This is a genomic window from Bacillus sp. WMMC1349 (assembly GCF_013155385.1).
GTDB lineage: Bacteria > Bacillota > Bacilli > Bacillales > Bacillaceae > Bacillus.
Genome location: NZ_JABJUQ010000007.1, coordinates 2570354 through 2597142 on the forward strand (window position 1 = coordinate 2570354; position 26789 = coordinate 2597142).

The following is a 26789-nucleotide window of genomic DNA, read 5'->3' on the forward strand; positions in this document are numbered from 1 at the left end:
TTACGTCCCAGGAGAGATTCGAACTCCCGACCGACGGCTTAGAAGGCCGTTGCTCTATCCAGCTGAGCTACTGGGACATGATGTTTATTTTTCAAATATCAGCGACAAGATTTATTATATGCGCTTTGGTCCATAAAGTCAATAAGTTTTTTCATTTTTTTAGGATGAGGAAGAAAAAAATTCTTCCTCATGAATTTGGTGACATTTCGTAATGGTTTGTTAAGCTTTCTATTTCATGTCCGTCTAAGTTATAAAAGCGGACTGTTGCTTGAGCATTGTCAATACTTAGTATAGCATAGGTTTTGTCTTTTCGCACTCGCGGCAGGCGGATACTGCCGGGATTGATCAGCAGTTTTCCGTCCATCAGCTCGCTACCTGCGATATGGGAATGGCCGAAACAGATGATATCGGCTCCTAGTTCATTAGCTCTGTAATAAACATTTAAAAGTGATTGCTTAATGCCATACAGATGTCCATGTGTAAAAAAGAGCTTTCTTGACCCGACTTGAATCATCATTTCATCTTTAAAATCTGCATAAAAATCGCAGTTCCCTTTTACTGTATGGTATGGAGCGAGTGCTGGGTGAGCTGGGTCAAGCTCTGAATCTCCACAATGGATTTTCATGTCTGTATCCTTTTCATGCCGTTTAGCGATCGTTTGTAATTCACCTTCTAGACCGTGGCTGTCACTCACAATCAGAACCTTCATTTTGGTTCCTCCTGATCCAATAATATAGATAGTTTTTCTAACGCATCTGCTCTATGGCTAATTTTATTTTTCTCCTCGTTTGAAAGCTGTGCCATTGTTTGATCTTTATCTTTGACAAGGAAGATCGGATCATAACCAAAACCGTTTGCTCCTTTTGGTGCTTCGGTGATATATCCTTCAACAACACCTTCAGTCGTTTTCGTTTTTTGACCCGGGACACTTAAGGCAAGCGCACATCTAAACCTTGCTGAACGGTCTTCTTTTATTGTCCCTTCAAGTTCCTTCAAGACTTTATTTAAGTTTGCAAGATCATTTTTTTCTTCACCTGCATAACGGGCAGAAAAAATCCCTGGACGACCGCCAAGATAATCAACTGACAGACCTGAATCATCAGCAATCACCATCTTGCCTGTCGCTTTTGAAATTTTTTCTGCTTTTATAATTGCATTTTCTTCAAAAGTCTGTCCGGTTTCTTCAATATTTTCTGTATAACCGATATCTGATAAAGATTTGACATCATAGCCCCTCGGTGTAAGGATTGCTTTAAATTCTTTAACTTTCCCTTCATTCTTTGTGGCAATGATCACTTCTTTCATTTTTCTATCAAACCTTTCTCACATTTTATTGTTGAATGTCAGCCACTAAATCTCCAAGAACTTCTTTTTGTTTTTCAATCAGCTCCATGATTCCTTTTTCAGCCAGAACTAAAAGCCCATTCAGTTCATTTTTTGAAAAAGTCGCTTCTTCCCCTGTTCCTTGAAGCTCGACAAAACGCCCTTCTCCAGTCATGACCACATTCATATCAACCTCTGCACTTGAATCTTCCTGATAATTCAAATCCAACATTAATCCTTGCTCTTGATCAATTCCAACTGAAGTTGCAGCTAGAAAATCCGTGATCGGCATCTGTTTTAATGTACCGTTTTTAACAAGCCTTCCAACAGCCAAAGTCATTGCGGTAAATGCACCAGTGATCGAAGCAGTTCTCGTTCCACCATCCGCCTGAATGACATCACAATCGATCCAAATCGTTCGCTCTCCTAGTTTTTCTAAATCTACTACTGCTCGTAAAGCTCGTCCAATTAGCCTTTGAATTTCCATCGTTCGACCAGAAATTTTTCCCTTTGACGATTCTCTAATTGTTCTCTGATTTGTTGCGCGAGGTAACATACTGTATTCTGCTGTAACCCAGCCCTTCCCTTCCCCTCGCAAAAAAGGCGGAACTCGATCTTCTATAGATGCATTGCATATCACTTTAGTTCCGCCAACTGTGATGAGTACCGATCCTTCGGGATGTGTGATAAAATCGAGCTCCATTGTTACAGGACGCAATTCGTTATCTTCTCTTCCATCATATCTCATAGTTAACCTCCGCTTATATGTACATCACTTTCAAACTGAATAAAGAAAGAGGCAGCACTAAACGCTTACCTCTTTTTTTATAGTATATCAAAAATTCCTTATTAAAAACTACCTGTGTTAACTTGACTCGGTCTTGAAACAGGCTTTGAAAGTTTTTCGCCTTTTTCATTTACAAGATCGTTCTTCCCATTTATCGTAACAGACACTTTTTTAATATCTGGTAACTCTGTTAATGTTAAAACAATACTGTTTAGCACCTCATCTGAGATCACTTTTTTCTCTCCATCTGCACTTCCGTAGATTGCCTTATTAAAGTCCAATGTTACATGCCCATCTTCAAGTGTCGGTTCGTTATTCAGTCTTACATTTTTTTGAAAATCAGACAGCAAACCGCTTTTTTTGCTTGGTCCATCTGTCAGTTCTTTAATTGCTGCTGTTACTTGATCAGGTTCTTCTGATCGTTTTGTCACAGGTACATAATACGGTCCTTCATCAGACTCAGCCAAATAATAAACAGTCACAGGGTGTGTAGCCGTCATATCAGCTACAGCAGACATTTCTAGATTAATACCGTCTTTCCGACTGAGATCTGCTGAAATCGGTGTACCATTGACCGGCATTTCTTTTAACTCATGGCCGTTCATACGAAGTTTTATTTTATCAATCGAATTAAATTGTGTTAGCGTCCATGTGATAGACTGCATAATTTTCTCTTCGTCTTCTGCCTTATAATTTTTAAATTCATTGGAGAAATCAGCAACTGCTGTCCCGTCTTCTTTGATGTCAACGTTTACTGTTGTGTCCGCCGGTAAAACCGCTCTAAATCCATTAGGAAGAATGTTTGAAACAGGTCCTCCATCAACGAGATATTCGAGTGCCTGTTTTGCCGTCCCTTCCTGTTTTGGAAGTGGAAGTGTCTGCGGTGTGACATAACCGTTTTTATCAATCAAGTAAAGTTCTCTCATCACTGTGTCATTCATTTTATCTTCACTGGTCTTTTTATCGTTTTGATTGTTTGGTTTTTCTTCTTTCCTTTCCAACTGTTGATCTTGATTCTTATCCTCTTTTACATATGTGATATCCTGCGGCGGATCGATTTCCTCCGAGGCTTTGTCTGACTGGAATAACCCGCACCCAGAAAGAAGTAGCGCGGAAGCCAAGACAGTAACCGCGATTCCTTTCATTCCTTTTTTCAGCATGCTTTCCCCTCCTAAGACAGTTTGTACTGCTATGTATACGAGCCTATTTATTGAATTAGACCCGTTTTTCTTAAATTCATTGGACTTAGGTTACTTGCCTTTAGGAGGTAAAGTAATAGCCGGTGAACCATTTCCATTATAATCTGGAACTTCACCAGGGATAAATAAATCACCTACTTTAATGTTTGATACGATAGACGTATCTTCAGTCAAAGAAGGAATCGCCACTTGAATTTCAACATTAATGCGCACAAATATTTCTAAATAAGTATTGTTAATCCCGGTACTCGTTAGTTTTGTCTTTAATTCTGGTTCAACACTTCCGAGAAGAGTCATGTTAATAGGCATTTTAGGACCAAGATTTGCAAATAAGGCATTTTGGGTTGCTGCACCTAAAGGAATATAATAAATAACGGATTTGTTATTTTTCGTTAAAGCATTCTTAGATCCTTTCATTTGGTTTGTTTTGACCCCAAGATTGTTTTGAATTCCTGTTGTCAATTCTGTTAGAAGTTTATTATAAATTGATGGATTGAAACTATAAGTCGGTTTATTTTTATCACCACTTTCATGTATAATGATTAACTTATTAATATCAATATCCTTTGCATGGTGATGGATCGCTTCATTAACAGCTTCTGTTGCTGTATCTTTCACTTCATGTTTAGCAACACTCATGATAATCGGTTCGATAATAGCAGACACCAGCCAAAGAGAGCAAAGATTTATGATTAAAAAAATAACACAGGTTGCTAAGAATAGATGTTTAGGAGAGACAGGTCCCCTATGCTTTAACTTTAACCTTGGCCGATACCTCTTTCGTAAAACCACTGCTCTCCCCCCTCTTACTTATCACTATGCGAGTCCTCTTTTAAGTTTGCCAGTTGTTTTAATTTACAAATCAACTTTCTAATAAGTAAGTCAGAAAAATTTAATGACAAACCAAAATATTGAAGGAAAGAAGAGAGTGTACTACCAGAGGGATTTCAACAAAACTGTGAAGTGCCATTAGAGTCGTTAAATGGATATTTTATCCAAAAAGTAATTAAAACTTTTCTAAAAGAGCGTATTCGGTTAAAGTCATATGAGATCGATAGTCAGAGTTTGCAAGTGAAATTTTAGTCTTGTGAAAAAATTATTTTGAAAAGCTTCTCATTGTCATGAGAGAATATCATTGCCAATTCCACTTCATCTAAAACAGCTCCCCACCTAAACAAAATATCTCCATCTTTACAAAGCTGAGATACTAAATTTTCTAAATCGAAGGTATTATTTTTGTTTTTGAAGGTTATTTCAAATAGCTGGCTTATTTTTTGTTCCTCCATTATATTTTCTTTTTCAGTAGCAAATATGAGGCTCCGGTTTGGGAACTGATCAATTATTTTTAAAACAATATCTAAATGTTCAATCTTAAATTGGGCCAAGCTAGAGTAAAATGATACTCCATCTAAATCAATTTCTACTTCAGGTCCTTTATTTAAGTAAGTTGTGTTCCATTTACAATCAATGAGCTTCCAAACCTTTTTATATTTTTCAATTCTAGAATTTTCATTTTCAATCTCTATATTGATAAAAAAATAAAAATTATACTTTTTTAAATCTATATCATGAAATATTTTACGAATGCCTGTAGTGCACTGTTTTAAAAAAGTTTCTTTAGCATGTTCATCTTCTAGCAATTGAGATGCATTCATACTAAAAACAGCAATTTTTTGAGTTTCTTTTATTTTTTCTTTCTTAAACCATTTAAAATAATTAAAAATATCTTTTTGTTTTTCATACCATATCCTCATAGGTTACCTCTCACTGTATAATGAATCATCATGATTTCATTAAAATGAACATCCTTAAATGAACTCTTCCATGATAACGGACAATCTTGTCAATATCAATCTCCTCTCAGTAACCAGAATGACTCCAAGATGTTATACTTTTTTCAAGGGCGGGAAACTATGTATTTGATTCGATTCTCTAATTTTTGGTGTGTAATTTTTAAAAAGGAGTGAATATAAAGTGGTTGTTGAATTAAATAAATATATTAATGAACGAATTAAAAAACTAACAGCTTGCAAATTAGAAACACTCAAATTATTAAAAGTTACGGTCAAAACAGAAGAAAAGTTAAATTTAGATGCGGAAAAAGATTTGCTGGACAAAAAGATGAAGTATTATATCGCAACTGGTGCATTGGCAGAGTTGGAAGAACTGAAGAGAGTATTAAACGGTTAGAAGTTTTCTGTTTGTAGATGAGGGGGTTAGCTTTAATTTTGGGCAACTTCTATAAGTTTTGGGATCAGATATGAGAAAAGGGCTGTCCAGCAAGTCGATTTTTGACTATGGATGCCCTGTTCACGTTTAACAAATGGTGATATATCAACAATCTTGAATTATTGCTCTTTTCGGACAGCTCCTTTTCATTTAGCGTTCACAAGCGTATTGATCATGATCGCGATCAAATTTAGACTGGTAGGCAGGATGAGAACGAGGTACACCATTTGGATATTTCTTTCTTAATTCAGTGCAATTTTTAAAAACTTGGGAGGCAACGCCTTTTTTAGGAGCACTCTGTTTTGGAGTTGGCTTAGACTTTTTAACTTTTTTAGATGCACCAACAACGCATCCTTTAAATCCTTTATTAGTCACATAACGAGAATTACGCCAGATTCCAATCTTTTTGTTTTTAGCAATACTCTCAACTTTTTTGTATTGTTTAACATATTTTGTATTTGGCGGATACACATAAGCTACTCTGGCAAGCCCAGCTTTCAGTAGATTTTCTTGAACGGACCTTCCGTCGACATATACATAGGCTAGCAATCTTCCATATTTGTCAGTACGACTTCCTTTATCGAATTCCAATTGAAGTTTACCTTTGCTGACTAGTTCTCTATTCTTTTTTGAAGCGTCTTTCCCATATGGCTGAACACATGTATTAGGCTTTTTTGTTTCTGGAGTATCAACCAATAAATAGCGAACTGTTTTTTCTTTACCCTTGTATTTAACTTTAATCGTATCTCCATCGACAGCATGAACAAGTGTGACAGAGACACGTTTTGCGCTATGATCTTTTCCTTGTTTTTTCTTTGTTTTAGTTACTTTTTGAGCTGCAAGAACTTTTTTCTCCCCTTGATCCTTAAAAGTACAACCTGCTATTGAAAAACTTAATATTAACGCAATGCTTGCCAAAATCCACTTCTTCAATTTAAACTCCTCCTATTCTTCAAACATATATATAATCGACTAAAAAAAACAAAATTTCAAGGGGAAAATACAATTTTACGAGAACCAAGCTATAATTGTGCATAAATGAAAATAATGAAAATCGGGAAATTTGCTCGCCTTCCGCGGGCGATCCGTGAACCTCCTTGCTCTTGCGGGGATCGCCTGGGTAGCTGTTTCCCGCAGAAGTCTCGTAATGCCTCTGATTCATGTTGATAAAGGACTTTTTAGACTGTTTTTATAATTGTTGTCGAAATACCTTATCATTACATAACACTAAAATTTTGCACAACAAAAAACCTACCGATTTTCAGGTATCGTAGTTCTAAACCAGTTACGAATAGGTTGATGCTGTTTCTTAGTTATAGGTTATATTGTATGAAATAAGGTGAAAAGCCACTTTCAAGAATTTATTCATACAAGCGATAGACGCAACTAATAATCGACTAAGTAATTGCCATCTAAACCCGCTAAGTCATCTCGGTTTGAATCATATCATGAAGTTGTTTATGATTTCCCTTATAGAGTTTGATGAGAACTTCATGATTTGAGAAAGGATCTTAAACGATCAAAAAGCGTTACAAATGAGATTCCAACAAATCAACGAAAGAAACCAGTTCCTCATCCCTGATTGATCCTGTAAAAGACATTTTTACTCAGTGGCAATCAGATGATTAAGCCGCTCGGCTCAGACGGGAAGTTCGTCTTTCTAAACCTCAATTTATCTCAGTAAAGTGTGCGACCTTCTATCATGGCCTATTCAAACCAACATTCATATCGTAAACGAGAAAAACTGATACACTAAAACGTCGAAGAAAAAAGCTTACGGACTCTATGTACATAGATAAAGTTAAGGAAATAGGGATTATAGATTTCGGTAAAAATGATGAACCAGATCAATTGAACAGAAAAAAAGATAAGAGGGAAAACCCCCTTATCAATCACAATGTTCATAACGTCCGTACCAGTCTCCATTCCAGAACTCAATACCTTTTAAGTACCATGTTTTTCCGTTATGATTATACGTACTGGGGATTTCATTTCTTGAAGAATACGGTCCTACTTTAAGCTTCACATGCTGTTGACTTTATTGTATCAGATTGAATGTTTGAACTAGCAGCAGAAGTAGAAAATGTAGGAAACTTTTTCAATTTCATTTTCAACACCCTTATTTAGATTTAATATACTTACTTGAATTCTCAATTTCAAAATAACCCTTGTTAATATTTAAATAAGCAAACCGTCTTGAACCTACAACCATTACGCGGTTTGTGTTTGGTGTCTGTTTTTTAATTAATCAAAGTTTTATTTAAATAGAAAGAATACCTGATAAAAATAAGTGCGATTGCTACGAATAATCCAGCAATCCAACTCAAATTTAATATATTAATATATTGAATAATGATTCCACCTAACGCAGATCCCAACATCATTCCAACATTCATTAATGCAGTATTAAAACTTAGTACCGTTTCAGACGATTGCGGTTTTAATGAAATTAAATAAAATTGCTTTGCTGGTGTTGTTGTCCAAGTCGCTGCTCCCCAAAATGCCAGTGTGATAAATACCCCTTCTGTTGAGTACTGTGTAAATGTTAGTACAAACAAAGAAATGATATGAATACATAAACTAAGTGATATCGTTCGATTTGGTCCCCACTTGTCTACTGCATATCCCCCAAAACGTGAACCAATAAAAGCAAAAGTGCCTAAAACAAATAAAGCAATACTCGTCATCTCTATGGAAAAACCGGCAGCGTTACTTAACAACGGGGAGATATAAGCAAATACCATCGTGTAACCTAATATCCAAAAAATTGTAGTTGTTAATCCAGTAATAACTCTACTATCTTTGATCATTTGAAGCTGTTGCTTAAACGGCAGGGGCTGATTTCCTTTAATACAAGGTAATATTTTATAAAGTGTTACTAAAAGAGGACCCGTACTGAGAGCAATGATAAGAAAAATGTAATGCCAATCTAAATAACCGGCTAAAAATGTCCCGATCGGCACTCCAAGTACTAATGAGACAGTAAACCCAGTAATAACGGTTGCCATGGCACTGCCTTTTTTTTCTGGGGTTGCAATTCGAGCAGCGTAATTGGTTGCAACTACAATATATAATCCTCCACTCATCGCCATGATGACCCTAGATAACATGAGAAGTACAAGATTGCAACTAAAAAATGCAATCAGGTTACCGACAATAAATGAAAAGATTGCATATAAAAGTACTTTTTTACGATCAAACTTAGAAGTTAACATAACCAATACTAATGCCCCTATAGCATAAGATAAAGAATAAATTGTGATTAACTGACCAGCGATTGAAATAGAAACATCTAAATCAACAGAAATCAGTTCCAAAATTCCCGAAACAACAAACTCTGCTGTTCCTGTCACAAAAGCTCCTACAGCTAAAAGTATGATGGTTAGCTGATTTATATTGCTTTTCATTTTGTACAGCTCCTTCATAATTGAAATGTTGTTATTATTTTAAGTCTCGTGTTAACATAAGTAAAATTGATATTTTTAATGAAAGGTATGAGTAATTACTCATGAGTATTGTTCGATTCGAAATCATTGCAAAAGTAGTAGAGTTAGGAAGCTTTACAGAAACTGCCGAAAAGTTAAATATGACGCAATCAGCAGTGAGTCATGCTGTTGCCAGTCTAGAATCCGAATGGGGTGTTTCCCTATTAATTCGTGATCGTAAAAAAGGGATAAAGCTTACTGAGATTGGGCAAAAAATCCTTCCGCATATAAGAGAAGTATTGAAAAGAATTGAAATAATCAACCAAGAAATTGGGTTAGCGACAAACTTAGAAACCGGGATTATTCGAGTTGGCACTTTTGCGAGCGCTTCTTCCTGCTTATTGCCTAGATTGCTTGCAAAATTTCAGAAAAAACATCCTAAAATAGAATTTAAGTTTTATGAAGGGACATATGAAGAGATTACAGAATGGTTACAATCTGGAATAATAGATATTGGTTTTGTGGTAAAAGGAAAATCAAATCCATATTTTGAGCTTGTTCCTCTCATAAAAGACAACATGGTGGTAGCTTTTCATCCAGAACACAGATTTCGCTCAACAGACATGGTGAACATGGATGATTTAATAGAAGAGCCATTTATTATGCCAACAGGGATGTACCAATCATATGTAGAAGAAATATTCGAGGAAGCGCATATTAAGCCATCTACTCGCTTTGAAGTACACGATTGTACAACAATCGCTAATATGGTGCAAGAAGGGCTTGGCATTACCATCGGACCAGAATTATTTTTAAAGACTCAACAAAATATAAAGGTCAGTAAACTAAATATTAAAAACTGCCGTGAAGTCTCACTTGCCTGTCATTCTATTGCAAATGCCTCCCCTGCTGTAAAGGAATTTCTTATTGTTGCAAAAGAAGTTTTTGACTAAGGATCAAAATAAAACTGATTAACCATGGATTGCTAAAATACTTATCTGTTTCCATTTGTAGGCAGAAAACCAAATTAATTGATTTAAGTTACTGGAACAGGAAAGCGAAATTTAATAATTGTATAGATGAATTTTTAGCGACCAGATATCAATTCAACTATCCAACAGCTTGATAGTCAATGCAGTTTTGTAAATGACACTCTACATAGTAGCAGATTCAGGTGTCAATATAGAAGTGGGTGATTGGTACTATATATGTGATAATATGAAAAAAGATAGCAGATCACTTCGTTAAGACGCTATACAAATAAGAGTTTGCCGTTTATCGACAAACTCTTATTATTTCACAAACGTTTCTTGAAGAGAAATACTTTCTACATTTTTCACTTCATAACCAAGCCAATCGTTTGCTATTTTTTTAAATCGATCGCGATCTCCAGTAGTAAAAAATTGGTGTTCACTACAAAATGGGGATTGATTTAATAAACCCTTGTAAGACAAAATCGTACTGACCTCTCTAGCAGTCTCATCTCCAGATGAAATGATATTAACGCGTTCACCCATATAGCGCTGAATCGGATCTTTTAAAATCGGGTAATGCGTACATCCAAGAATCAGTGTATCAATTGAAGAATCTCTGAGTGGATACAATGAAGATCTGACAATCTCATCAGCTGTTTCATCTAAAAATTTTCCACTTTCGACAAACGGCACAAACATTGGACAAGCTAGATTTTCGACAGTTAGATTGCCATTTAGTGACAACAGTGCCGCTTCATATGCTCCACTTTTTATTGTATTTTCTGTTCCTATAACACCGATCCGCTGGTTTTCTGTTACTTTTATCGCTGTTCTGGCACCTGGTTGAATCACGCCGACAACAGGAATATGAACTTCGGAAGTGATTTTTTCTAAAGCTATAGCAGTTGCAGTATTACAAGCAATCACAAGCATTTTAATATGGTAATGCTTTAATAAGTAATGGGTTAGTTCCCTTGTATATTGGAGCACTTCCTCTTTTGGACGCGGTCCATAAGGACATCGTTTCGTGTCTCCGATGTAAATAATATGTTCTTTTGGCAGCTGTCTCATTATTTCTTTTGCAACAGTTAAGCCGCCAACTCCTGAATCAATAACTCCTATCGGTTGATCCAACAAAATCGCCTCATTTTCTATTCATTTCCTGCTGAAGTTTGATTAACATTTTTTCAAAAAGCATGATTTCTTCCTCAGAAAAAGTTGTTAGCATGTTTTCCAAATAATCTTGCCGTTTTTGAATCACCTCTTGAATAATCCGTTCGCCTTCTGACAAAAGGTGAATCCGGACGACCCGTCTGTCAGTCGGATCTTTCACCCGCTCAACAAGGTTATTTTTCTCCATACGGTCAATTAAATCTGTTGTAGTACTGCATGCTAAATACATTTTCTGAGATAATTCACCAATTGTCATATCGCCGTATTCATAAAGCCATTGCAAACCGACGAACTGAGGTGGGGTAATTGTATATTGGGTAAGAATTTCTCTTCCTTTTTGTTTAATAATACCCGAAATGTGTCGAAGTGATTTTTCAATATCTGCAATGTGGTTCAAAGAAGCTTTCGAATTCATTTTCACTACCTCGCTCAACCTCGTTGTTTTCAAAACACTTTAGTCTATTTTCCTTCTTTTCCACAGAAATTGCAAGACTTCAACTTGAATATACACGTTCATTTCATAAAATAAATAACCGGTTCCCTTCTTTTCAAAGAAGGAATACCGGTACAATTTAGAGCTCTAGCTCACCCATTCGAAGAAGCTCAACAACAGCTTGCGAACGGCCTTTCACACCCAATTTTTGCATAGCATTCCGTATGCATACCTGTGGCAAACCGAAGGATGAACAAGCTCATTTGAAGTTGTAGAAAAAGTCAACTGTTCCATCTTTATGTATAACCAATTTATCAATTAAAACTGTAAATACATTGTATAAGTCCTGCTCCGTATTTTTCAGCTGTTCAAATGCATGTTGTATATTTGAAATATCAATGCTCTTCTCTTCTTCTCGTTCAAGCAGAAATAGATCATCATTCAATTTTTGAATTTGGTCTTCAAGTTCTTTCCGCTTTAATTGGAATTCCTCTTTAGATATGAGCGCATCTTCAAGATATAATTCAATTAAACGCTTTTTCTTCTCTTCAGCATTTTGAATTTCATATGTCATCAGCTTAATCTTTCTCTTTTTACGCTCTCCAAAATCATTTTTAAAATTTAATTTGAATGTTTTCCCTTTGGCATTCAGTTTTTTGATGACCATGGCACGAAAATCCTTATATTGTATCGGTGCATGGTTGATACAGAGATCTTTCCCTCCGCGGCGGTATGCGCTACATTTCAAATAGTTAAATTCTGATTTTTCACCATTCTGCTTGTATTTATATGAAGGAAGAACAACCATCTTAGACCCGCATTCTCCACAGACCATTTTCCCTCGAAGCTCATTCCGAGGAGAAAAACTTCTTTTAGCTAATCGCCGTTTTCGATTATTAGCCTTTTCAAACTCTTCTTCTGATATAATTTTTGGACACCATTCTTTATAAATGGTCCATTTTTCTTTAGGATTCCTCATGAATTTTTTCCGTCCGCCACTTTTAACCGTTGTATATCGATTTGCAACGAAAACCCCGCAGTAAATCGGATTTTTTAAAATACGTTGAACAGTGGTCAATTGCCATTTATCAGATATTTGCGGCTTCACGATGTTACCAAGGCCCAACTCTTCATTTAATTTATATACAATTCTCTTATGTCCGTAGCCATGATGATTGTAAAGAGAAAAAATAAGACGTATAACATCTGCTTCTTCTTCATCGATGACAAGATGTTTACCTTCTTTTTTAAAACCAAAAGGAATCCTTCCCGAATGTTCTCCCCTTCTGGCCTTTGCTGCTAGGGACGCACTGGCTGCAACTGATACAGTTTGTGGATATTGAGCTGCAAACATTGAAAACATTTCAAATTTCCATGAATTCTTTCCTTCTGTTAAACTATCATATCCTTCTTCAAGTGTTACCACTCTTACACCATGAGCAAGAAGAACTTCACGTATTTCTAGGGCATCTTTCAAATCACGAGCCAAACGGCTAACAGACTTAAATATCACCATTTTTAACTTGTGATTTTTGGCTTTCTCTAAAATGAGCTGCATCGCTTTTCGATCAAGTAACACAGTTCCACTTATCCCGTCATCTAGCTGAATCGCTTCATCTTTCCATTCATAATTGTTTTGTTCAATCCAGTGGTGACAAATATCAATCTGGTTTTCTTTCGATGAAATTTGCTCATCTTTATCTGTAGATACACGTACATAAACAGCGTAAGGATAGTCATCAAATTTAATAAGCTCCTGTGTGTCTTTCTCTTCGAAGATCATACGCTCGCCCCTTTTAGCAAATGGTACATGATAAGGAAATTATATCATAATAGGTGGTGGATTCCCAGCCAAAAGACAAACAAGCGTTCTTGTTTACTTTAGGGTATGACACGCCTTTATTCCTAGATAGAAACTATGTCTTGTGACATTAAAGACTGCACCATCAGGAAACAGAAAAAGCAGATCTTTTAAAGACCTGCTTTTTGGTAACTAATTAGTTAATATCATTTTGAATCATTTTTTTCTGATTTGTCTAAGAAAAAAGAAAACCACATTATACTTATCAACCCAGCTATTCCGAGAATTCCAGCCACTATATAAGCCCACATTGGTATGTCCACTGCTTTTCCTCCCTAATGGATAACAAAGTAGATATGTAACTAACGCTAGAATGAAAGCTTACGAAGTTCTGTTGATCACGAGGAATGATATGGTAAAATATTCTTTGTATATAAAGTTCGGCTCCCTCAAGGGTGGTCTGGCTCACTCCCTATGAAAGGGGGTGAAGCTCATGATGTCGACCTTTCAAAGTATATCTTTGATGTTATTGTTCGGGATGTTTATCCTGGCATTGTTGACATACATTAAAAAGAAGTAGACCTCCCCTTGAGCCGCCATACTTTTAGGGAGGTCAGAAAGTTTTCTTGATCTGGAGCCAGCCCCTTTTGGGCCAGCTTTGTATACACTGACTCGACTGCTACCAACAGCCGGGTCTTTTTTAGTTTATGCAATTTCTTTAGAATTTATCCTTACCTTTATAATAAGTCAAGAAACAATTTTTTGCAATGAGATAGCGCCAAAACCAGCTTTTCAAGTTAGTGATCCCCCCTCTCTTCTCGTCAGGGTGTCTGCAAAGGTCTTTAGAACTGTTATCTTAAGGTTAACTTTGAATCCAAGAAGACACCCACTAATAACTGAGTCTATTTAACTATTTAAAAGCAGAACATTAGTTCTTTTTTTGACCAAAAAGAGCCTTACGGTCTATTTCAGTTAGATTGTTTTTATTCTATTATTGAGAGTGCGGGAAAATGCAGGGATAAAACTGCAATTCATCCTTTTTAGTATTGAGGTGAAACAAATGAGTAATAAAAGTACAGTAGATAACTTTCACAGTAAGCTTACCCAGCTGAATAATGATATTGATGAACAAATTAGAAAATTAAGAGCAGCAAAAAAAAAAATTCAGCAAGAACATGAAGAAGGTATTGTCGAAATTAGGCAGATTTTGAACCCACATCTTGATGAGCACTGGACTGGAGAGTTCGGTAGGAGCTTTGATAAAGAGCGAGATGAAGCCCATACATCAATGCATGATATCGTAAATGAAGAGTACTTAGAGTATATAGAAGATATCGAGAGTGAAATTTTCAAATTGCAACTAACGAAAGGACATCTTGCAAAAGCAGCAATAGATATACGTGGGGCAGAATATTTATTAGGACTAGGAGAAAAAGCAGTTGATGAGCTGAACAATAAAATAAGCTCAATTAAAAATAAATGGAGTGAGTGGTTTTCATGACAACTATTAAACTGAGACATGACATTGTCAACAAAAGTCTGAATAATGTAATGCGAGAATTAGATACCTTGGAGTTGGCAAAGCTAGGCTTTTTGGGCAAAAATAAATCATCCTTCACGACAAAGTACCACAGCCGAGAGAAAGCCATCCATAAAATGATTGGCGAATACAAAAAAGCGGTTGAAAAGAATGTCAAGGATGTGAAAGGCAATGTCGATTTATTGAAAGAACAGGACAAGGCGATTGCCAGAAAATAAATTGGGGAAAGGGAAATTCGATGGCCAAAGATAAAAAAAATAAAAATAAAGATAAAGCTAACGAGTTGGACAGTTCCGCTAAAGTCTTTGAGGCAAGCACTGTAATTGAAACAGCCGATGTACGAAAAAAGCAATATGGTGTTCTTGAAGATCAGCTGAAGAATCTAAAAATAGCTTTTCTCGAAGTGGTCAATTTAGGTGATAGCTTCACAGGAAAAGGCGCAAACAATATTAAAGACTTCTTTAGTGCGCAGGCTGAGGTTGTTGACAGTTGGTTAATTCTCGTAAAATCACAGATTGCTTTTTTTAACGGAATTGAGAGTATAATTGAAAAACATAAACTATCTGATTCATACATAGAAATGTCTTTTTTAAATTCAGAGCTGAACAATGCAAACACAAAATCGCTCGAAATTGTCGCGAATCTGCACAATAATATGGCTAAGATTATATCCGATGTAAAGGATAACGTTGACCTACGCTTGTGGACACCAGATGATTTCTCAAACAAAATGGCAACAGCGCAAGTCACGCGATTAAATGCTATGAATGCTGTAGATGAGCTTGATAAATCTCTGATATCTGAATATACTCTTTTAGAAATGGAAGACATCAGTATACTCGAAAAATATACAGCATTGATTCAATCAACAAGTAATGGAAAAAGTGCCTCTCCCATGTATTTTGATAAGAAAGCTTTTCACAATAATAAGTTTTATAAAAATTCACGAGAAATTGATAAGCAGGGAACTGAATATATCAAAGCAAAGAAACAGATAGAAGAAGCAGAAAAACAACAGGAACAAAGAATAAAAGAGCTAAAGGAAAAACTTGATGATATCCTAATTAGTGATGATGAATATCTGAAGATTGCAGAAGAGATTGGAACTGAGAATCTTACAAAAGAGCAAAACCAACGCTATGCTTCACTTAAATTCAAAAAAATGGAGCAAGAGAAGACCCTCGATGGGCGCATCCAAAGAGGCATCGAGCAAGGTACGAAAGAAGTATTCCTCGATACAGCGAAAGGAATTCGCGATACTATAGAACATCCAATAGAGACGTTAGAGGGCATTTTCTACACAATTCAACATCCTAAAGAAACGTTAGAAGCTGTGGGGCACGAGATTAAAGAATCCTTCGTGAGAGACGTCATCAATGGTGATGCAGAAAGCAGGGCAAAATGGTTTACCTATGGTGTTGGAACAGTCGCGTTATCCGCTGCCGGAACAAAAGGAGCTGACAAAGTAGGTAAGTTAGCACAGGCTGGAAAGCTTGGCAAGACTGCATCTAAATTATATAAAGTCTCTAAAAAAATAGAACACAAGTCGCTTAAAGTTCAGAAAAAAGCTCTTGAAAAAAGTGTAAAATACTTCGAGAAATCTAAGCAAAAATTTGCTGCAAAATTAAAAGGGCTACAATTAAAAAAACCACTTGAATCAAAATTGCAGTTTGCGGGAATTTCTGTGACAGATGCTGCTGATGAAGGTAACCTCTCTCATAAAATGTCGAATTCTAAGTCAGACCATTCGTCACAAAAAATTGAGAAGAATAAAGAAGCAACCAAAAGCACTGGAAAAGTTACCGAAAAACACGAAGACAAGAATGTTCAAAAAGGCAAGCACGGTGACGGAGATCCCAAAACTCCGCATCAATCAAAATCAAAACCACATGAGTCAGTTCACAAGGTGGAAAAGCCTCACGAATCTAATAAAGATGCTGGAACCGTTTCTGGGAAGCATCCTCATGAGTCTTCTAAGCCGAAGAAGCATGAGCCAGGGGGAGATGCTGACAATGGAAGTAAGGGTACGGGTGATGCAGGGACACCTCCTCGATATGGTGAAAGAAAAATATCAGATGAAGAGCGTGAATTTTATAGGAGATTAACTCCAGATGATAAAGCAAGAGATAAGGTAAATGAAGGTCTAGATGAATCAGCATTACCAATACCAGATCCTGTTCTTCCTGGAAAAGAAATGACGAAACGGTTTGAGCCTGATCATATTGTAGCTTATGATAAAATAATCCATATGGATGGCTTTGATACGCTGACAGATAAACAAAAGCGCGAGGTTATAAATAATTTAGACAACTTTGAAGGTCTAAGCAGAGCTGCTAATGGTTCAAAGCAAGATAAGACTTACGAAGAATGGACTCACTATAAAAAAGGTAAGCCTGGAGAAATTGAAGTCAATCCTGAGTTTAGAAAGAGAATGATTAAAAAAGAAAAAGAGATGGAACGAATATTACAAAAGCAAATCGATGATTTTAATAAACAAAACTTAGATAAAGGAGATGGTTAAATGGAACAAAAGATTGATTATCTAAGAAAATTTAACAAAAGTGCTCGCATAATTTCAAAGGATGAAGTTGATGACATTGCAGACTTAATTCCTAATTCTTGGCTTGGACTTTTTAAGGAGGATAATGTAAATAATAGAATTAATATGCTATTGGGAATCTGGAGAAAGTATGTAGAAAAAGAATTAAGCACTACAATAAACTATTTGACTAATAATCTTGAAAATATTGAATTGCTTGAGATTGAGGGGCGACGTTTTACAAGATATTCAATTTTATATACCATAAAAAAACCAAATAGTGGTGTAACATATTATGAAGGACGAAATCCACAAGAGGATTTTTATAATGATGAATTAGAAAAGAACTGGTTTAAATTTCCTGAATCAATCAGGAAATTCTATGAAAATGTGCACAATGGATTCTACTATTATGCCAGTGTCTCTATGGGGTTAGAACCTTTGGAATCAGTGACATTTTTAGGAGATGATGATTTTGATTGGAGTATTATCGATGATTTGAAAGAGCCAATGCAAATTGATTTAAACACCTCCTTTGGTTTTTTTAGTAATGGGATGGGTTCTTATATTGCGCTGGATTATAAGAACTGTAATAATGAAAATGCCACTTTTTGGTCGGCAAAAACACAGCCTAGATATAATATAAATTTTTGGGATCATGTAGATGAATGGATTGTGATTGGTTTTGAGTAGAAGTAACTATTAAAAGATGACTGCAAAATAGAAGATTTAGATAGAGAAAAAAAGAGAGGCTTTGTAGAGAAAAAACTCTGCAAGGCTTATTCTTACTACGGATGGAATACGGCATGGGCAAAAATAGATGGGGCAGCAATCGTTGACGAGGATATTAAGGAGCTCAAGTTGATTTAGGATTATAATAAAAGGATATAATAATGGTGGTTGACCTTATAATACTAGCTACTTGTTAAAAAGGTAAAAAAGGAGTGATTCACTAAGTAGGCCATTGATGATAAAATTTATTAGAATATGTGGGTTTATTTAGGAATTAAGTTTGTTTCAAGAAGATAAGGATGAATTTTCAGCTAGATTATCGCTTAGTGGTATAGAAGGCATCCAGCTAGATTCTATAACTCGTGATGGTAAGCAGGAATACTAGCTTGGTTGCAGTGACAATTAAATATAAACTACTACACTTTCTACTTGATTTAAATTTACACATGAAATAAGAAAACAAACTTGATCATAAGAAAATGAATGAATCCAATAAATAAAAGGAAAAATTTTATGTTACGTTAGACATTGAATAATTCTAAAGTGAAATTTAACTCATGATGGTAGTACCATCAAGGAGTTGTATAACAATATAAGGAACCCTCTTCACAGAGGGTCTTTTTCATGCAAACAACCTTGTCCAAGTAGCTCTCCCAGCAATCCCATCGACAGACAGACCGTTCGCCTTTTGAAAAGCTCTCACAGCCTTCTCAAGTCCATGACCAAAAATAGAATCAAGACCATTCACATCATATCCCTTACAGATTAGCAATGCTTGAAGTATCCAAGTGATATTTCCTTTCGCTCCCTTACGGACATTTACGACAGCCACACGAGTTTTCGGTCCCCACTCCCCATCTACGACAAGGCCTGCATGAAATTGCTTATTTAATTCGGTCTGGAAGCCCTTAAGCAAAGCTTTATATGTTTCAGGCCCTTGATAACCGTCTACCTTAATATTTAACTTATAGCGTTTATTTAACGTACTCTGAATCGTTCTAACAATCGCACGACCGCCACTGGAAGATGACTTCTTTGAAGACTGCTTCTTAGTTGATGTAGGAATGGCAGGTGTTTTATTGTTTACTTTTGATACGAGAACCGGACGTTTACCAGCTTGTAATTGCCTTAAAGTTAAACCGCCCGTCATCTCTAAATGTGGGTAATCTTTAAAGCTGTTCCAATCCCCTCCCCATGCAAATCCTAAAGCCTTTGCGATTTGAGCAACTCTTTTCCATTTTTCATCGACAGTCCAAATCGCTGTTTTGCCATCTGAGGATAATAAAACATAATCGACTGCTAAACCATAATTATGATTGGATTGTCCGGCTTTAGCTTTAGTCACAATCTTCCCTGATGCAGTACGTCCTTTTGCATACAGCTTATTTTGTTCCGCAAAAGAACGATAGCCAGACGTCATCTGTACATAAATGTTCTCTTTATATGCCCTTTTGATGACTTCGATTGCTGTTTCTTTCACTACCGGATGGATTCCAGATCCCATATTCCGAACAGAACGGTCAATCAATGCTTCTAGTGATACTGCCATTGTAAAACACCTCTATTTTTTATTTTCAACCATTAAAAGAGGCTGCCAACCGGCAGCCCTCTCATTTTGTTAATCCGTTTTGTTTTAACACTTCTTTTTGTTTCTTCCCTTTCTCAGTCACATAGTTGTTTTTATACCAAGCGACAACTGCCGTAACGATCGTAAACACTGTAGAACCGACCAAATACAAAGCATCCGCCACCGTGTTCACTTGATCTTCACTAATTGGCAAAGCGCCCTTTCCGAACATCATCAAAGTCTGGTTTACCAGTGCAATAAAAAGAAGCACCGTCCGAATGACTGTGCCTTTGTCAACGTTTTTCATATTGTTTTCCTCCTTCTTATTTCTGCAAGAGATTATAAAATAATGCAATCGTTCCACCGATCACACCAGTGCTGATTGCTGTAATGATTCCGCCCGTAATGCTGCGCTTAATCCAAGTGGTGTTTTCTTCAATTTTGTTCAGCTTTTCATTGATAGATATAATCTGTTGATCGTGTCGGTCCGTCGTCCTCTCCAGAGTGCTGACACGTTGCTCCAGTGCTTTATGATTACCTTTCATCTCTGTCATCTCTTTTTGAAAAACATCTATTTCATTTGTTTGTGACATCCCCTAACCTCCGTTCTACACTGCTTTCACCCCTTTCGAGGTAAAATAAAAAAGCCGCCTATTTCGCCGCTTTATGGTGAATTATGTTTTATTTTTGCCTTTCGAGCCGTTGACATCCTCCATGTTCACCTCATCATGAGTCTGTGAATGGCCTACGCGCTCTTCTTGAAGCTCCTTTTTCAACTTTTCGACTTCCTGCTCTAAGTTCTGCCGCTTTTGCTTTTCTCGCATGTAAAAAGCCTTGACCTCTGCTAAATCATTATGTGCTTGATCTAAAGTCTCTTTGTATGCGGCAGATTTCAAAACTGTCAGCTCATACTGTTCCTCTAACTGTTCATATGACGGCATGTTTGTCATTTTAATTTCCTCCGTATTCTTCGTCCGGGAAGGCATCCCCGCGTGGATGGTTCATGATTTCCGTGCGTTCACCCTTTGTCAGAATCTCATTTATCACAATGATGTGCATTTTCTTCGTTGTCACGGTTCCATTCAGCCAGCAAGGTATTCTGGTTTCCCTTTGGTGCTGCGCCTGCTTTGACACCCCGTATTTTGGCAAGATCTTTGTATTTCATGCCTTTCACGTAGTATTTTTGTGCCTGAATATGCTTTTCTGACATCTACATTCACCCGCCGCCCCCTTCTCGGTTATGTTTGTTTCGGAAATTAAATTTCTTGAGCTATTGTTATAAATCAAAATGGACTTGTAACAAGGTTGGATTTTTTCCATATATTTATAAAAAAGCTAAGGAGTGTTCTTTTTGGATCGCCTACTTCCAGGTCAATCACTTAACTCGGGTGAAAGTATACAATCGCCTAATGGCCAATATACATTGATTCTCCAACAAGACGGCAACCTTGTTTTATATGGCAGAGGTCGAGCACTTTGGTCTAGTGGAACTCATGGTAGAGCAGTTAGATTTGCAATTATGCAAACTGATGGAAATTTTGTCATATATGGTTATCCAAGTGCAATTTGGGCAACAGGAACTGTTGGATGGAACAATGCCTATTTAGTTTTACAAAACGATGGTAACCTAGTCATCTATGGTCAAAAAGCAGCTTGGGATACTGGCACAAATGTTTGATCACCAATAAAGAGTCTCAGTAATATTTCTGAGACCTTTTCTCAACTCATATAATGTATCTTTTCTTTAAGTTTTAAAAATAATCTCTCCAAACCGCATCCACACTCAGAGGCCTTCACCACCACCAATCGTATTATCTGAGATTCACTGGACACGGTTTATAGGGAAAATAAAAAAGCATCCCTCAAGATGCCTTTAAAAGAATTTTATTTTTTTTTCACAACAAATTGCGTTACAAGTCGCATATTAACATTTACAATACGCTTACCTTCTTCAAACTCATACCAATGTTCACATTCTTGTAATTCTTTTATAAGTACTTTCTCAGATTCCGCAAATATCTTAGCAGTTATAATTTCATTGTCGTACCAAAATTCAACTTCAAATTTCATCATCTTTCACCTCCTGCTTTATTATCAGACAAGAGGTCTAGAAATGGAACCAATCGCAAAATTTGTCGAACGAAAACCATTCTCACGATATTTGGTATTGTGGTTAACCAAGGATTATCTACCTCCCCGTCCTGCCTTCCATTTTACACTATAGATTTTTCAGGATTCAACAATTGCATAAACCGGCAATTTTGGCACAATTGGCAAATGATTTCGTCTTTCATTCTTCGTACAGTTTCCCTTGATATACCAAGGTGAAATTCAATGGCTCTGTAGCTCAATCCTTCCATCATGCAATCATATATAACTTTGTGCTGTTCTCCCTTGATCGTTCTGGCTGCTGCTTCTATTGCATAAACACGCTCCTCAAAATGTCGCAGACGTTTAAAGAACGTTCTTCTCTTAAGTCCATTTCCCTCAGTTCAGCCTGACTCTCCCCAGGGCTTTCCTTTGGCATAGCAGCATCCAATCCATACTTAGCGACACCCCACCTTCTCATCGGAATTTCAGAACTGTAAAGCATTTTTTGTAATCTATGAACCTCTTTTGCCATCCAGTGATAGTGATGAATGAGATTCTCAATCTCTTTTTTATTCACGATTAATCCCCCTTATCGTTGTCTGAATACCCCGCCTTTGGCTCTCTCTTGTAGATGGGCTTGTTTGTAATCCATCAAATAATTCAAATCACGATCAGTCAACTTCTCTGGCTTTTTCTGAAGCTTGTGTTTGGTTTGTTTCATGTTGTTCCTCCTTCTCTGACAAAGAGAAATAAAAAACGGACACCAAACGAACAGCGTAATTGCTGTAAGTTCAGTGTCCGCAGGCTTTCAGTCTTGGACTTTATTAATTTTCGTCTTCTATAAACATCGTTTTATCACAAAGTTCCTCTAATTTTATAACCTTTGTTTCTGTACATAATTTTGGATTCGATTCATTTCCTAATAAAATTAATTCCTTGTTAATCGCATGTAATACATACCACTGTCCTTTTTCATGATTATGTCTCTCCTCACTTATTGGAATGTTGTGTTGACTTTCTTGTTCATATTCTTCTTTTATAAAAATATGTTTTTCTTTTGACCATTCAAGTAGCTTGGATACAGACTTCATTAAAACTGGTATTGGTAAAGATAAAATAAAGGAAACAACCAGTATAACAATTAGTTTATCTACCTGATTCCCCCCTTCAGTACTTCCAACTATAAACCCATTAAAAGCAAAATAGAAAATACTTAAACAAATAACAAAAGTTATAGCAAGGAGGCACCTGGCCCAATAAGCTTTGAAAAAATTTGAAATTCTTGAATCCTCTTCTTTATATTTAGGGTCATTAAGCAAAAATATCAATACAAATAATAGTTCCCCAAATATACCGAAAACTGTACCCACTGATGAAGATGAATTTATATCGACTGTCCATTTTGGTATACCTGTTAAAATTACAATAGAAAAGAAAAACGATGACCAAAATGCTGTATGCCAAAGATGACGCCAAATCATTAATAAAAACAATTTCTCTTTAGAAAAAAGCTTCTTTTCAAATATATTTGCAGATAAGAGAGTGATTGGTCTAAGTTTTGCAACAAAAATGTAAACCAAGATACCTCCGGCAGCTATATAACCGGGTAATCCAATACTTTTTAGTAAACTAAACACATCCAAAATTTTCCCACCCTACTTAGTAGTCATATTATGTATTACAAATTATCAGTCTATAGATCTTTATTATTTTGCGTTAAAAATGTAATCTTTAAAATCACAATTTCTTCTTATATCTTTTATTTTTGTGATGTATGATCCTTCTCTAAAAGATAATTATAAAGAAGAGTTTCAAGTAATTTATATCCTTTATGATAACCAGGGGAATTGGCCCCTATCATAGATACAATAAAACCAAAAATTACAATGAAAATAATATTTAAATATAAAGAAAAGTCAATTTTAGGTTGATTTAAAAAAGCTACAATAGATCCTGCAATAAAACTAGGAATTACAACTTTTAAATATGATTTAAAGGTGTACGATTCTAGGGTAGAATTTTTAGCTTTTAATAAAGGTAAGATATATTTTTCAATATCATTAGTAGAAAATGAACTTTTCTCTAAACGCCTTCTAAAAGCTTTGTAACATAACGCGTATCGCAAATGATAATAACCCTCGTATTCACCCAATCTGTAAAATTTATTAAGTTCCCTTCCTAAATAAACAGCGTAAATTGCTAGACCTAAAAGAATACAAAGAATTAAATAACCAATATCTAGTTTAACAATTATGGGTAAGATATCAACTAAATACGTAGCAATATAAATAACCGAGAGAATAAAAAAACGAATAAAAATTTCTTTCTTTTCTCTTTTATCCTTTTCTGTATGTAAAAAAGGAGAGTCCCAAAAAATATTCTTAAAACTCCGTGCTTTATCAATCTCTTCCTTTAAATCATATAATTCCTTATTTATATCCATAAGATAACCCTCCCTATCCTATAACTGTATATTTACGATTAAAATAGAGATGGGTTTCAATTAACCGAACAATTGCATACTAATACTGTTTTATATATCCCTTTTTTCCTTAACCTCTTCCTCTGCAACATGCAGAAACATTGCAGAAGCCATAGAAACTAGAATTATCAACATCGTAATAAACTGCTTAAAATCATCGATAAATCTATCAACGTAAAGAACAAGGCAGCTTCCACAAAGGAGAAAGAAAATTGTTTTAAAGAACCAGTTATCAACGGCTGTCATGATCACAGCGCACATCGTAATGCCTATGATCAGCGAATATTCTCCGATTTCGGGTTTATACACCCACAGATAGCCTGTGAAGAAGCCACCGCCAAGAACAATCAACACCGCTTTTATAACCTTAAGTTCTTTTATTTTTATCCCCCTCGTCTTCGTCAAATAGCATTTTAAAGGTGTTCTCGATCATATCAATATGTCTTTCAATCTGTTCATTTGTCATTTCTTCAAAATCTGGTCCATGTCCAGGAACATGGACAGACGACGCTTTTTCGATCATCCGTTCCCGTTCGATATAATTTTCGAAATCTGCATCAAATTCCTCTTCCGTCATATTGCACTGGAAACAATCGCACATTATATCATTCTCCTTCCCTGCTCCCGTCGCTCATACTATCCCTTCAAGCAATTTCAAAATGTCGTCTATATCCTTTTCCTCGATATAATAACGTTTTGCTCTTCAGCATATGAATTTGATTTTTTGCATGACTGTTACCCATTCTTGTAAAGCGCGTAAATTCCCGGCGCTCCCGTCACCGTCAGCTCCTTTTCAGCCTGTTCGATAAGAAAGTTCAGAGCGGCTACCTCTATATCGCCTCAGCCAGTCGGATAGAAGGACCAGATACTTTTGAACCCCCACGCGGATATTCATAAACTGCATTTTCTGCTAACAGTCTTCTTTCACAGGCTTTCTTAATGCGTTCAAAAGCTGCATAAACATCACGAGGAAACTTTTTTGCCATAGCCATACATAGCCGCTTGTACTTCCTGTGCCCGACGGCTTACTATTGCTTCTGTAGTAACGCTTGTGGTCTGCTTGCTTTCCGGAACATAGTCTGAATAATCAACCTTAGATAATCCGTTCATTTTGCTGCCCCCACCTTTCTTTTATAGGCTTCTGTGCCTAGCTTTTGCCATTCTCGATAAGCATCCATCGAAGGGAAGCGAAATAGAACCTTTCCACGCTTATCGATAAAGATAGAACCTCCAACCTGTGTCAGCCGGTCTTGATCACCAGGTCTTTCGCTAAATGGTGCAGTGATTGCTTTTGCCATATTCAAAACCCCCTTGATTTTTTAAGAGTCGTTTGATAAACTATTTTCATCTTTATTTTTCTTTTTTTTTTTCGCCATCGCCCACTTATCCTGTGAGTGGGCTCTTTTTTTTATTGCCCCGCAAAAAATTCAAACCTCTTTCCAAGTTCTCTATTAAAATCTCTTCTCCACAATCAATGACATAATCATCCGTTGGCATCACTTCATCTTCAAAAAAATCTTTTTTTGTTTCTGGTTCTGTGAGTCTGTCATGCCAGTTGTTTAAAACCATTGGATTTTCAATCATTATTATTCTCCTTTCTGTATTTGGCTGCTCTTTCATCCCATAAAATATGTAGTTCTGGATAGTTTCGTATTCTTGCACACCAAGCGAACTTCTAACACCTTGACTGGTTTATGAACAAAGTGAACCATCAATTGACATACCTCCGTATGACTGCTAGATTGACGCCTCTTTGTTGCATTTTCATAGCTGTTTGATACAACTTCCCTTTGTTTGCTAGACGGCTGATGTCCTCAGTTAACACTTTGATAGTTCCGGCTAAACTTATCGCCTCTTCATAATCACTATCTCTTAATGCTTCTAAAAGCATGGTTGACAAATCCTCAGCTGATTCTATTTTCCGTTTCACCCGTGGAACATCATCTTTAAAAAAGTCGCCTGTATTCAGGCTAAAACCTCCTGAGGGCTTGTCCCATAAAAAAAGGGGAAGCAAAAAAATGATTTAAACTTTGAGTTTTAATTCTTTATCTGTCGTGAAGTAAGGCTCAAATGCTTTTCGGAAACACTCCTCTCGATCCATCGTGCCGTATACTTCTTTTCCAACTTTGAGGTTTGTTTTCTTTTTCTTTTTTTCTTTTGCCATTAAGATCACCTCACTTCAATGTATTCACGTTGGACAGTTGGACTGACCTGATGATTATAATGTGTTTGTTTTTGTGATGTTACATCACATTTTTCTATAAAAAAATGGATTCATTAAACTCCAAGTCTTCCTCAGTCTTTGGGCCACGTTAACACTTGGCTTTTGTCCATTTTCAATTTTCGTATAGTGAGATATTTCCATTTCAGATTTAATAGCAACTTCAGCATGATTGTCATCTTTACGTATAAGATATTCTTTAAGTCAACTGTTTGTATCCACAGATCAAAGCGTCTCCTTTGTGATGATTCAACACAATTATTTTTTGTGATT

General features: G+C 36.2%; 34 protein-coding genes, 1 tRNA gene and 3 pseudogenes. 8 read left to right on the top strand and 30 right to left on the bottom strand.

All coding sequences use genetic code 11. The features are described from left to right. Nucleotides 1-3 precede the first annotated feature (3 nt). The 7 genes from HOO54_RS15535 to HOO54_RS15565 form a co-directional block, all read right to left on the bottom strand. Nucleotides 4-77 (bottom strand) — tRNA-Arg (locus HOO54_RS15535). Nucleotides 78-187: 110 nt separating this feature from the next. After that, nucleotides 188-709 (bottom strand): YfcE family phosphodiesterase, encoded by a 522-nt coding sequence (locus tag HOO54_RS15540; protein WP_172296825.1) that lies wholly within the window; start codon nt 707-709, stop codon nt 188-190. Further along, nucleotides 706-1305: an XTP/dITP diphosphatase gene (locus HOO54_RS15545; protein WP_172296827.1), complete on the bottom strand. Its 600-nt coding sequence runs from the start codon at nt 1303-1305 to the stop codon at nt 706-708. The genes HOO54_RS15540 and HOO54_RS15545 overlap by 4 nt, the downstream gene beginning before the upstream one ends. 25 nt (nt 1306-1330) lie before the next feature. Beyond that, nucleotides 1331-2071 (bottom strand): ribonuclease PH, encoded by a 741-nt coding sequence (gene rph / locus HOO54_RS15550; protein WP_172296829.1) that lies wholly within the window; start codon nt 2069-2071, stop codon nt 1331-1333. 101 nt (nt 2072-2172) lie between these two features. Beyond that, a complete protein-coding gene (locus HOO54_RS15555; RefSeq protein ID WP_172296831.1) occupies nt 2173-3270 on the bottom strand; it encodes a GerMN domain-containing protein in 1098 nt (365 codons plus the stop codon). Between the two features lie 90 nt (nt 3271-3360). After that, nucleotides 3361-4101, bottom strand: coding sequence for a sporulation protein YunB (yunB, locus tag HOO54_RS15560; protein ID WP_172296833.1), 741 nt, complete (start codon nt 4099-4101; stop codon nt 3361-3363). 287 nt (nt 4102-4388) lie between these two features. Further along, entirely contained in the window at nt 4389-5063 is a 675-nt protein-coding gene (locus HOO54_RS15565) for a hypothetical protein (RefSeq protein WP_172296835.1), read from the bottom strand. Between the two features lie 220 nt (nt 5064-5283). Between HOO54_RS15565 and HOO54_RS15570 the strand changes: the two genes are divergently transcribed. Further along, nucleotides 5284-5499, top strand: coding sequence for a hypothetical protein (locus HOO54_RS15570; RefSeq protein WP_172296837.1), 216 nt, complete (start codon nt 5284-5286; stop codon nt 5497-5499). 189 nt (nt 5500-5688) lie between these two features. Here HOO54_RS15570 and HOO54_RS15575 read toward each other — a convergent pair whose 3' ends face one another. After that, on the bottom strand, nt 5689-6471 hold the full coding sequence (locus HOO54_RS15575) for a thermonuclease family protein (protein WP_172296839.1): 783 nt from the start codon (nt 6469-6471) through the stop codon (nt 5689-5691). Between the two features lie 1307 nt (nt 6472-7778). Next, nucleotides 7779-8945: an MFS transporter gene (locus HOO54_RS15580; protein ID WP_172296841.1), complete on the bottom strand. Its 1167-nt coding sequence runs from the start codon at nt 8943-8945 to the stop codon at nt 7779-7781. 101 nt (nt 8946-9046) lie between these two features. Here HOO54_RS15580 and HOO54_RS15585 point away from each other — a divergent pair, with 101 nt between their 5' ends. Beyond that, complete coding sequence (locus HOO54_RS15585; RefSeq protein ID WP_172296843.1) at nt 9047-9916, top strand: LysR family transcriptional regulator; 870 nt, start codon at nt 9047-9049, stop codon at nt 9914-9916. Nucleotides 9917-10255: 339 nt separating this feature from the next. Here the strand turns inward: HOO54_RS15585 and racE are convergent, their stop codons facing one another. The 4 genes and pseudogenes from racE to HOO54_RS15605 form a co-directional block, all read right to left on the bottom strand. After that, nucleotides 10256-11074: a glutamate racemase gene (gene racE / locus HOO54_RS15590; protein WP_172296845.1), complete on the bottom strand. Its 819-nt coding sequence runs from the start codon at nt 11072-11074 to the stop codon at nt 10256-10258. Nucleotides 11075-11081: 7 nt separating this feature from the next. Further along, on the bottom strand, nt 11082-11525 hold the full coding sequence (locus tag HOO54_RS15595) for a MarR family winged helix-turn-helix transcriptional regulator (RefSeq protein WP_172296847.1): 444 nt from the start codon (nt 11523-11525) through the stop codon (nt 11082-11084). 157 nt (nt 11526-11682) lie between these two features. Further along, nucleotides 11683-11769, bottom strand: a pseudogene (gerE, locus tag HOO54_RS15600) (spore germination transcription factor GerE); the annotation flags it as partial. A gap of 33 nt (nt 11770-11802) precedes the next feature. After that, the gene (locus HOO54_RS15605; protein WP_172296849.1) at nt 11803-13326 is read right to left on the bottom strand and encodes a recombinase family protein; all 1524 of its coding nucleotides are present in this window, start codon (nt 13324-13326) and stop codon (nt 11803-11805) included. Nucleotides 13327-13840: 514 nt separating this feature from the next. Here HOO54_RS15605 and HOO54_RS25205 point away from each other — a divergent pair. The 5 genes from HOO54_RS25205 (at nt 13841) to HOO54_RS15625 (ending at nt 18116) form a co-directional block, all read left to right on the top strand. After that, nucleotides 13841-13924, top strand: a complete 84-nt coding sequence (locus HOO54_RS25205; RefSeq protein WP_375335842.1) for a putative holin-like toxin — start codon at nt 13841-13843, stop codon at nt 13922-13924. 480 nt (nt 13925-14404) lie between these two features. Further along, entirely contained in the window at nt 14405-14845 is a 441-nt protein-coding gene (locus HOO54_RS15610; protein WP_172296851.1) for a DUF5082 domain-containing protein, read from the top strand. Then, complete coding sequence (locus tag HOO54_RS15615; protein ID WP_172296853.1) at nt 14842-15102, top strand: DUF5344 family protein; 261 nt, start codon at nt 14842-14844, stop codon at nt 15100-15102. Before HOO54_RS15610 ends, HOO54_RS15615 begins: the two co-directional genes overlap by 4 nt. 20 nt (nt 15103-15122) lie before the next feature. Next, complete coding sequence (locus HOO54_RS15620; RefSeq protein ID WP_172296855.1) at nt 15123-17405, top strand: T7SS effector LXG polymorphic toxin; 2283 nt, start codon at nt 15123-15125, stop codon at nt 17403-17405. Next, entirely contained in the window at nt 17406-18116 is a 711-nt protein-coding gene (locus HOO54_RS15625) for an SMI1/KNR4 family protein (RefSeq protein ID WP_172296857.1), read from the top strand. Nucleotides 18117-18777: 661 nt separating this feature from the next. Here the strand turns inward: HOO54_RS15625 and HOO54_RS15630 are convergent. The 5 genes from HOO54_RS15630 to HOO54_RS25210 form a co-directional block, all read right to left on the bottom strand. Further along, on the bottom strand, nt 18778-19704 hold the full coding sequence (locus tag HOO54_RS15630) for a peptidoglycan-binding protein (protein WP_172296859.1): 927 nt from the start codon (nt 19702-19704) through the stop codon (nt 18778-18780). A gap of 61 nt (nt 19705-19765) precedes the next feature. Continuing rightward, complete coding sequence (locus HOO54_RS15635) at nt 19766-20029, bottom strand: phage holin (RefSeq protein ID WP_172296861.1); 264 nt, start codon at nt 20027-20029, stop codon at nt 19766-19768. 16 nt (nt 20030-20045) lie between these two features. Next, complete coding sequence (locus HOO54_RS15640; protein ID WP_172296863.1) at nt 20046-20315, bottom strand: hemolysin XhlA family protein; 270 nt, start codon at nt 20313-20315, stop codon at nt 20046-20048. Between the two features lie 81 nt (nt 20316-20396). Continuing rightward, nucleotides 20397-20672 carry a hypothetical protein gene (locus HOO54_RS15645; protein ID WP_172296865.1) on the bottom strand — a complete coding sequence of 92 codons (276 nt, stop codon included), beginning with the start codon at nt 20670-20672 and terminating at the stop codon, nt 20397-20399. 86 nt (nt 20673-20758) lie between these two features. Continuing rightward, nucleotides 20759-20932 (bottom strand): hypothetical protein, encoded by a 174-nt coding sequence (locus HOO54_RS25210; RefSeq protein WP_172292305.1) that lies wholly within the window; start codon nt 20930-20932, stop codon nt 20759-20761. Between the two features lie 141 nt (nt 20933-21073). Here HOO54_RS25210 and HOO54_RS15655 point away from each other — a divergent pair, with 141 nt between their 5' ends. Then, entirely contained in the window at nt 21074-21400 is a 327-nt protein-coding gene (locus tag HOO54_RS15655) for a lectin (RefSeq protein WP_172296867.1), read from the top strand. A 206-nt stretch (nt 21401-21606) separates the two neighbouring features. Here the strand turns inward: HOO54_RS15655 and HOO54_RS15660 are convergent, their stop codons facing one another. From HOO54_RS15660 to HOO54_RS15710, 12 genes and pseudogenes are all read right to left on the bottom strand, one after another. Continuing rightward, nucleotides 21607-21792, bottom strand: coding sequence for a hypothetical protein (locus HOO54_RS15660; RefSeq protein ID WP_172296869.1), 186 nt, complete (start codon nt 21790-21792; stop codon nt 21607-21609). A gap of 143 nt (nt 21793-21935) precedes the next feature. Next, nucleotides 21936-22390: pseudogene (locus tag HOO54_RS24950) on the bottom strand (sigma-70 family RNA polymerase sigma factor). A gap of 12 nt (nt 22391-22402) precedes the next feature. Then, complete coding sequence (locus HOO54_RS24780; protein ID WP_301539289.1) at nt 22403-22534, bottom strand: hypothetical protein; 132 nt, start codon at nt 22532-22534, stop codon at nt 22403-22405. A gap of 103 nt (nt 22535-22637) precedes the next feature. Continuing rightward, nucleotides 22638-23456: a hypothetical protein gene (locus HOO54_RS15670; RefSeq protein WP_172296871.1), complete on the bottom strand. Its 819-nt coding sequence runs from the start codon at nt 23454-23456 to the stop codon at nt 22638-22640. A gap of 116 nt (nt 23457-23572) precedes the next feature. Next, entirely contained in the window at nt 23573-24256 is a 684-nt protein-coding gene (locus tag HOO54_RS15675; protein ID WP_172296873.1) for a hypothetical protein, read from the bottom strand. A gap of 90 nt (nt 24257-24346) precedes the next feature. Beyond that, nucleotides 24347-24649: a hypothetical protein gene (locus HOO54_RS15680; RefSeq protein ID WP_172296875.1), complete on the bottom strand. Its 303-nt coding sequence runs from the start codon at nt 24647-24649 to the stop codon at nt 24347-24349. A gap of 13 nt (nt 24650-24662) precedes the next feature. After that, nucleotides 24663-24896, bottom strand: a complete 234-nt coding sequence (locus HOO54_RS15685) for a hypothetical protein (RefSeq protein ID WP_253907695.1) — start codon at nt 24894-24896, stop codon at nt 24663-24665. Between the two features lie 232 nt (nt 24897-25128). Further along, nucleotides 25129-25405: pseudogene (locus HOO54_RS15690) on the bottom strand (hypothetical protein); the annotation flags it as partial. After that, nucleotides 25402-25593 carry a hypothetical protein gene (locus HOO54_RS15695; protein ID WP_172296877.1) on the bottom strand — a complete coding sequence of 64 codons (192 nt, stop codon included), beginning with the start codon at nt 25591-25593 and terminating at the stop codon, nt 25402-25404. The gene HOO54_RS15695 and the pseudogene HOO54_RS15690, both read right to left, overlap by 4 nt. An 85-nt stretch (nt 25594-25678) precedes the next feature. Further along, nucleotides 25679-25879, bottom strand: coding sequence for a YqaI family protein (locus HOO54_RS15700; RefSeq protein WP_216664915.1), 201 nt, complete (start codon nt 25877-25879; stop codon nt 25679-25681). Between the two features lie 127 nt (nt 25880-26006). Then, complete coding sequence (locus tag HOO54_RS15705; protein ID WP_172299625.1) at nt 26007-26264, bottom strand: YqaH family protein; 258 nt, start codon at nt 26262-26264, stop codon at nt 26007-26009. Between the two features lie 54 nt (nt 26265-26318). Beyond that, entirely contained in the window at nt 26319-26459 is a 141-nt protein-coding gene (locus HOO54_RS15710) for a hypothetical protein (RefSeq protein ID WP_172296879.1), read from the bottom strand. Between the last annotated feature and the right edge of the window lie 330 nt (nt 26460-26789).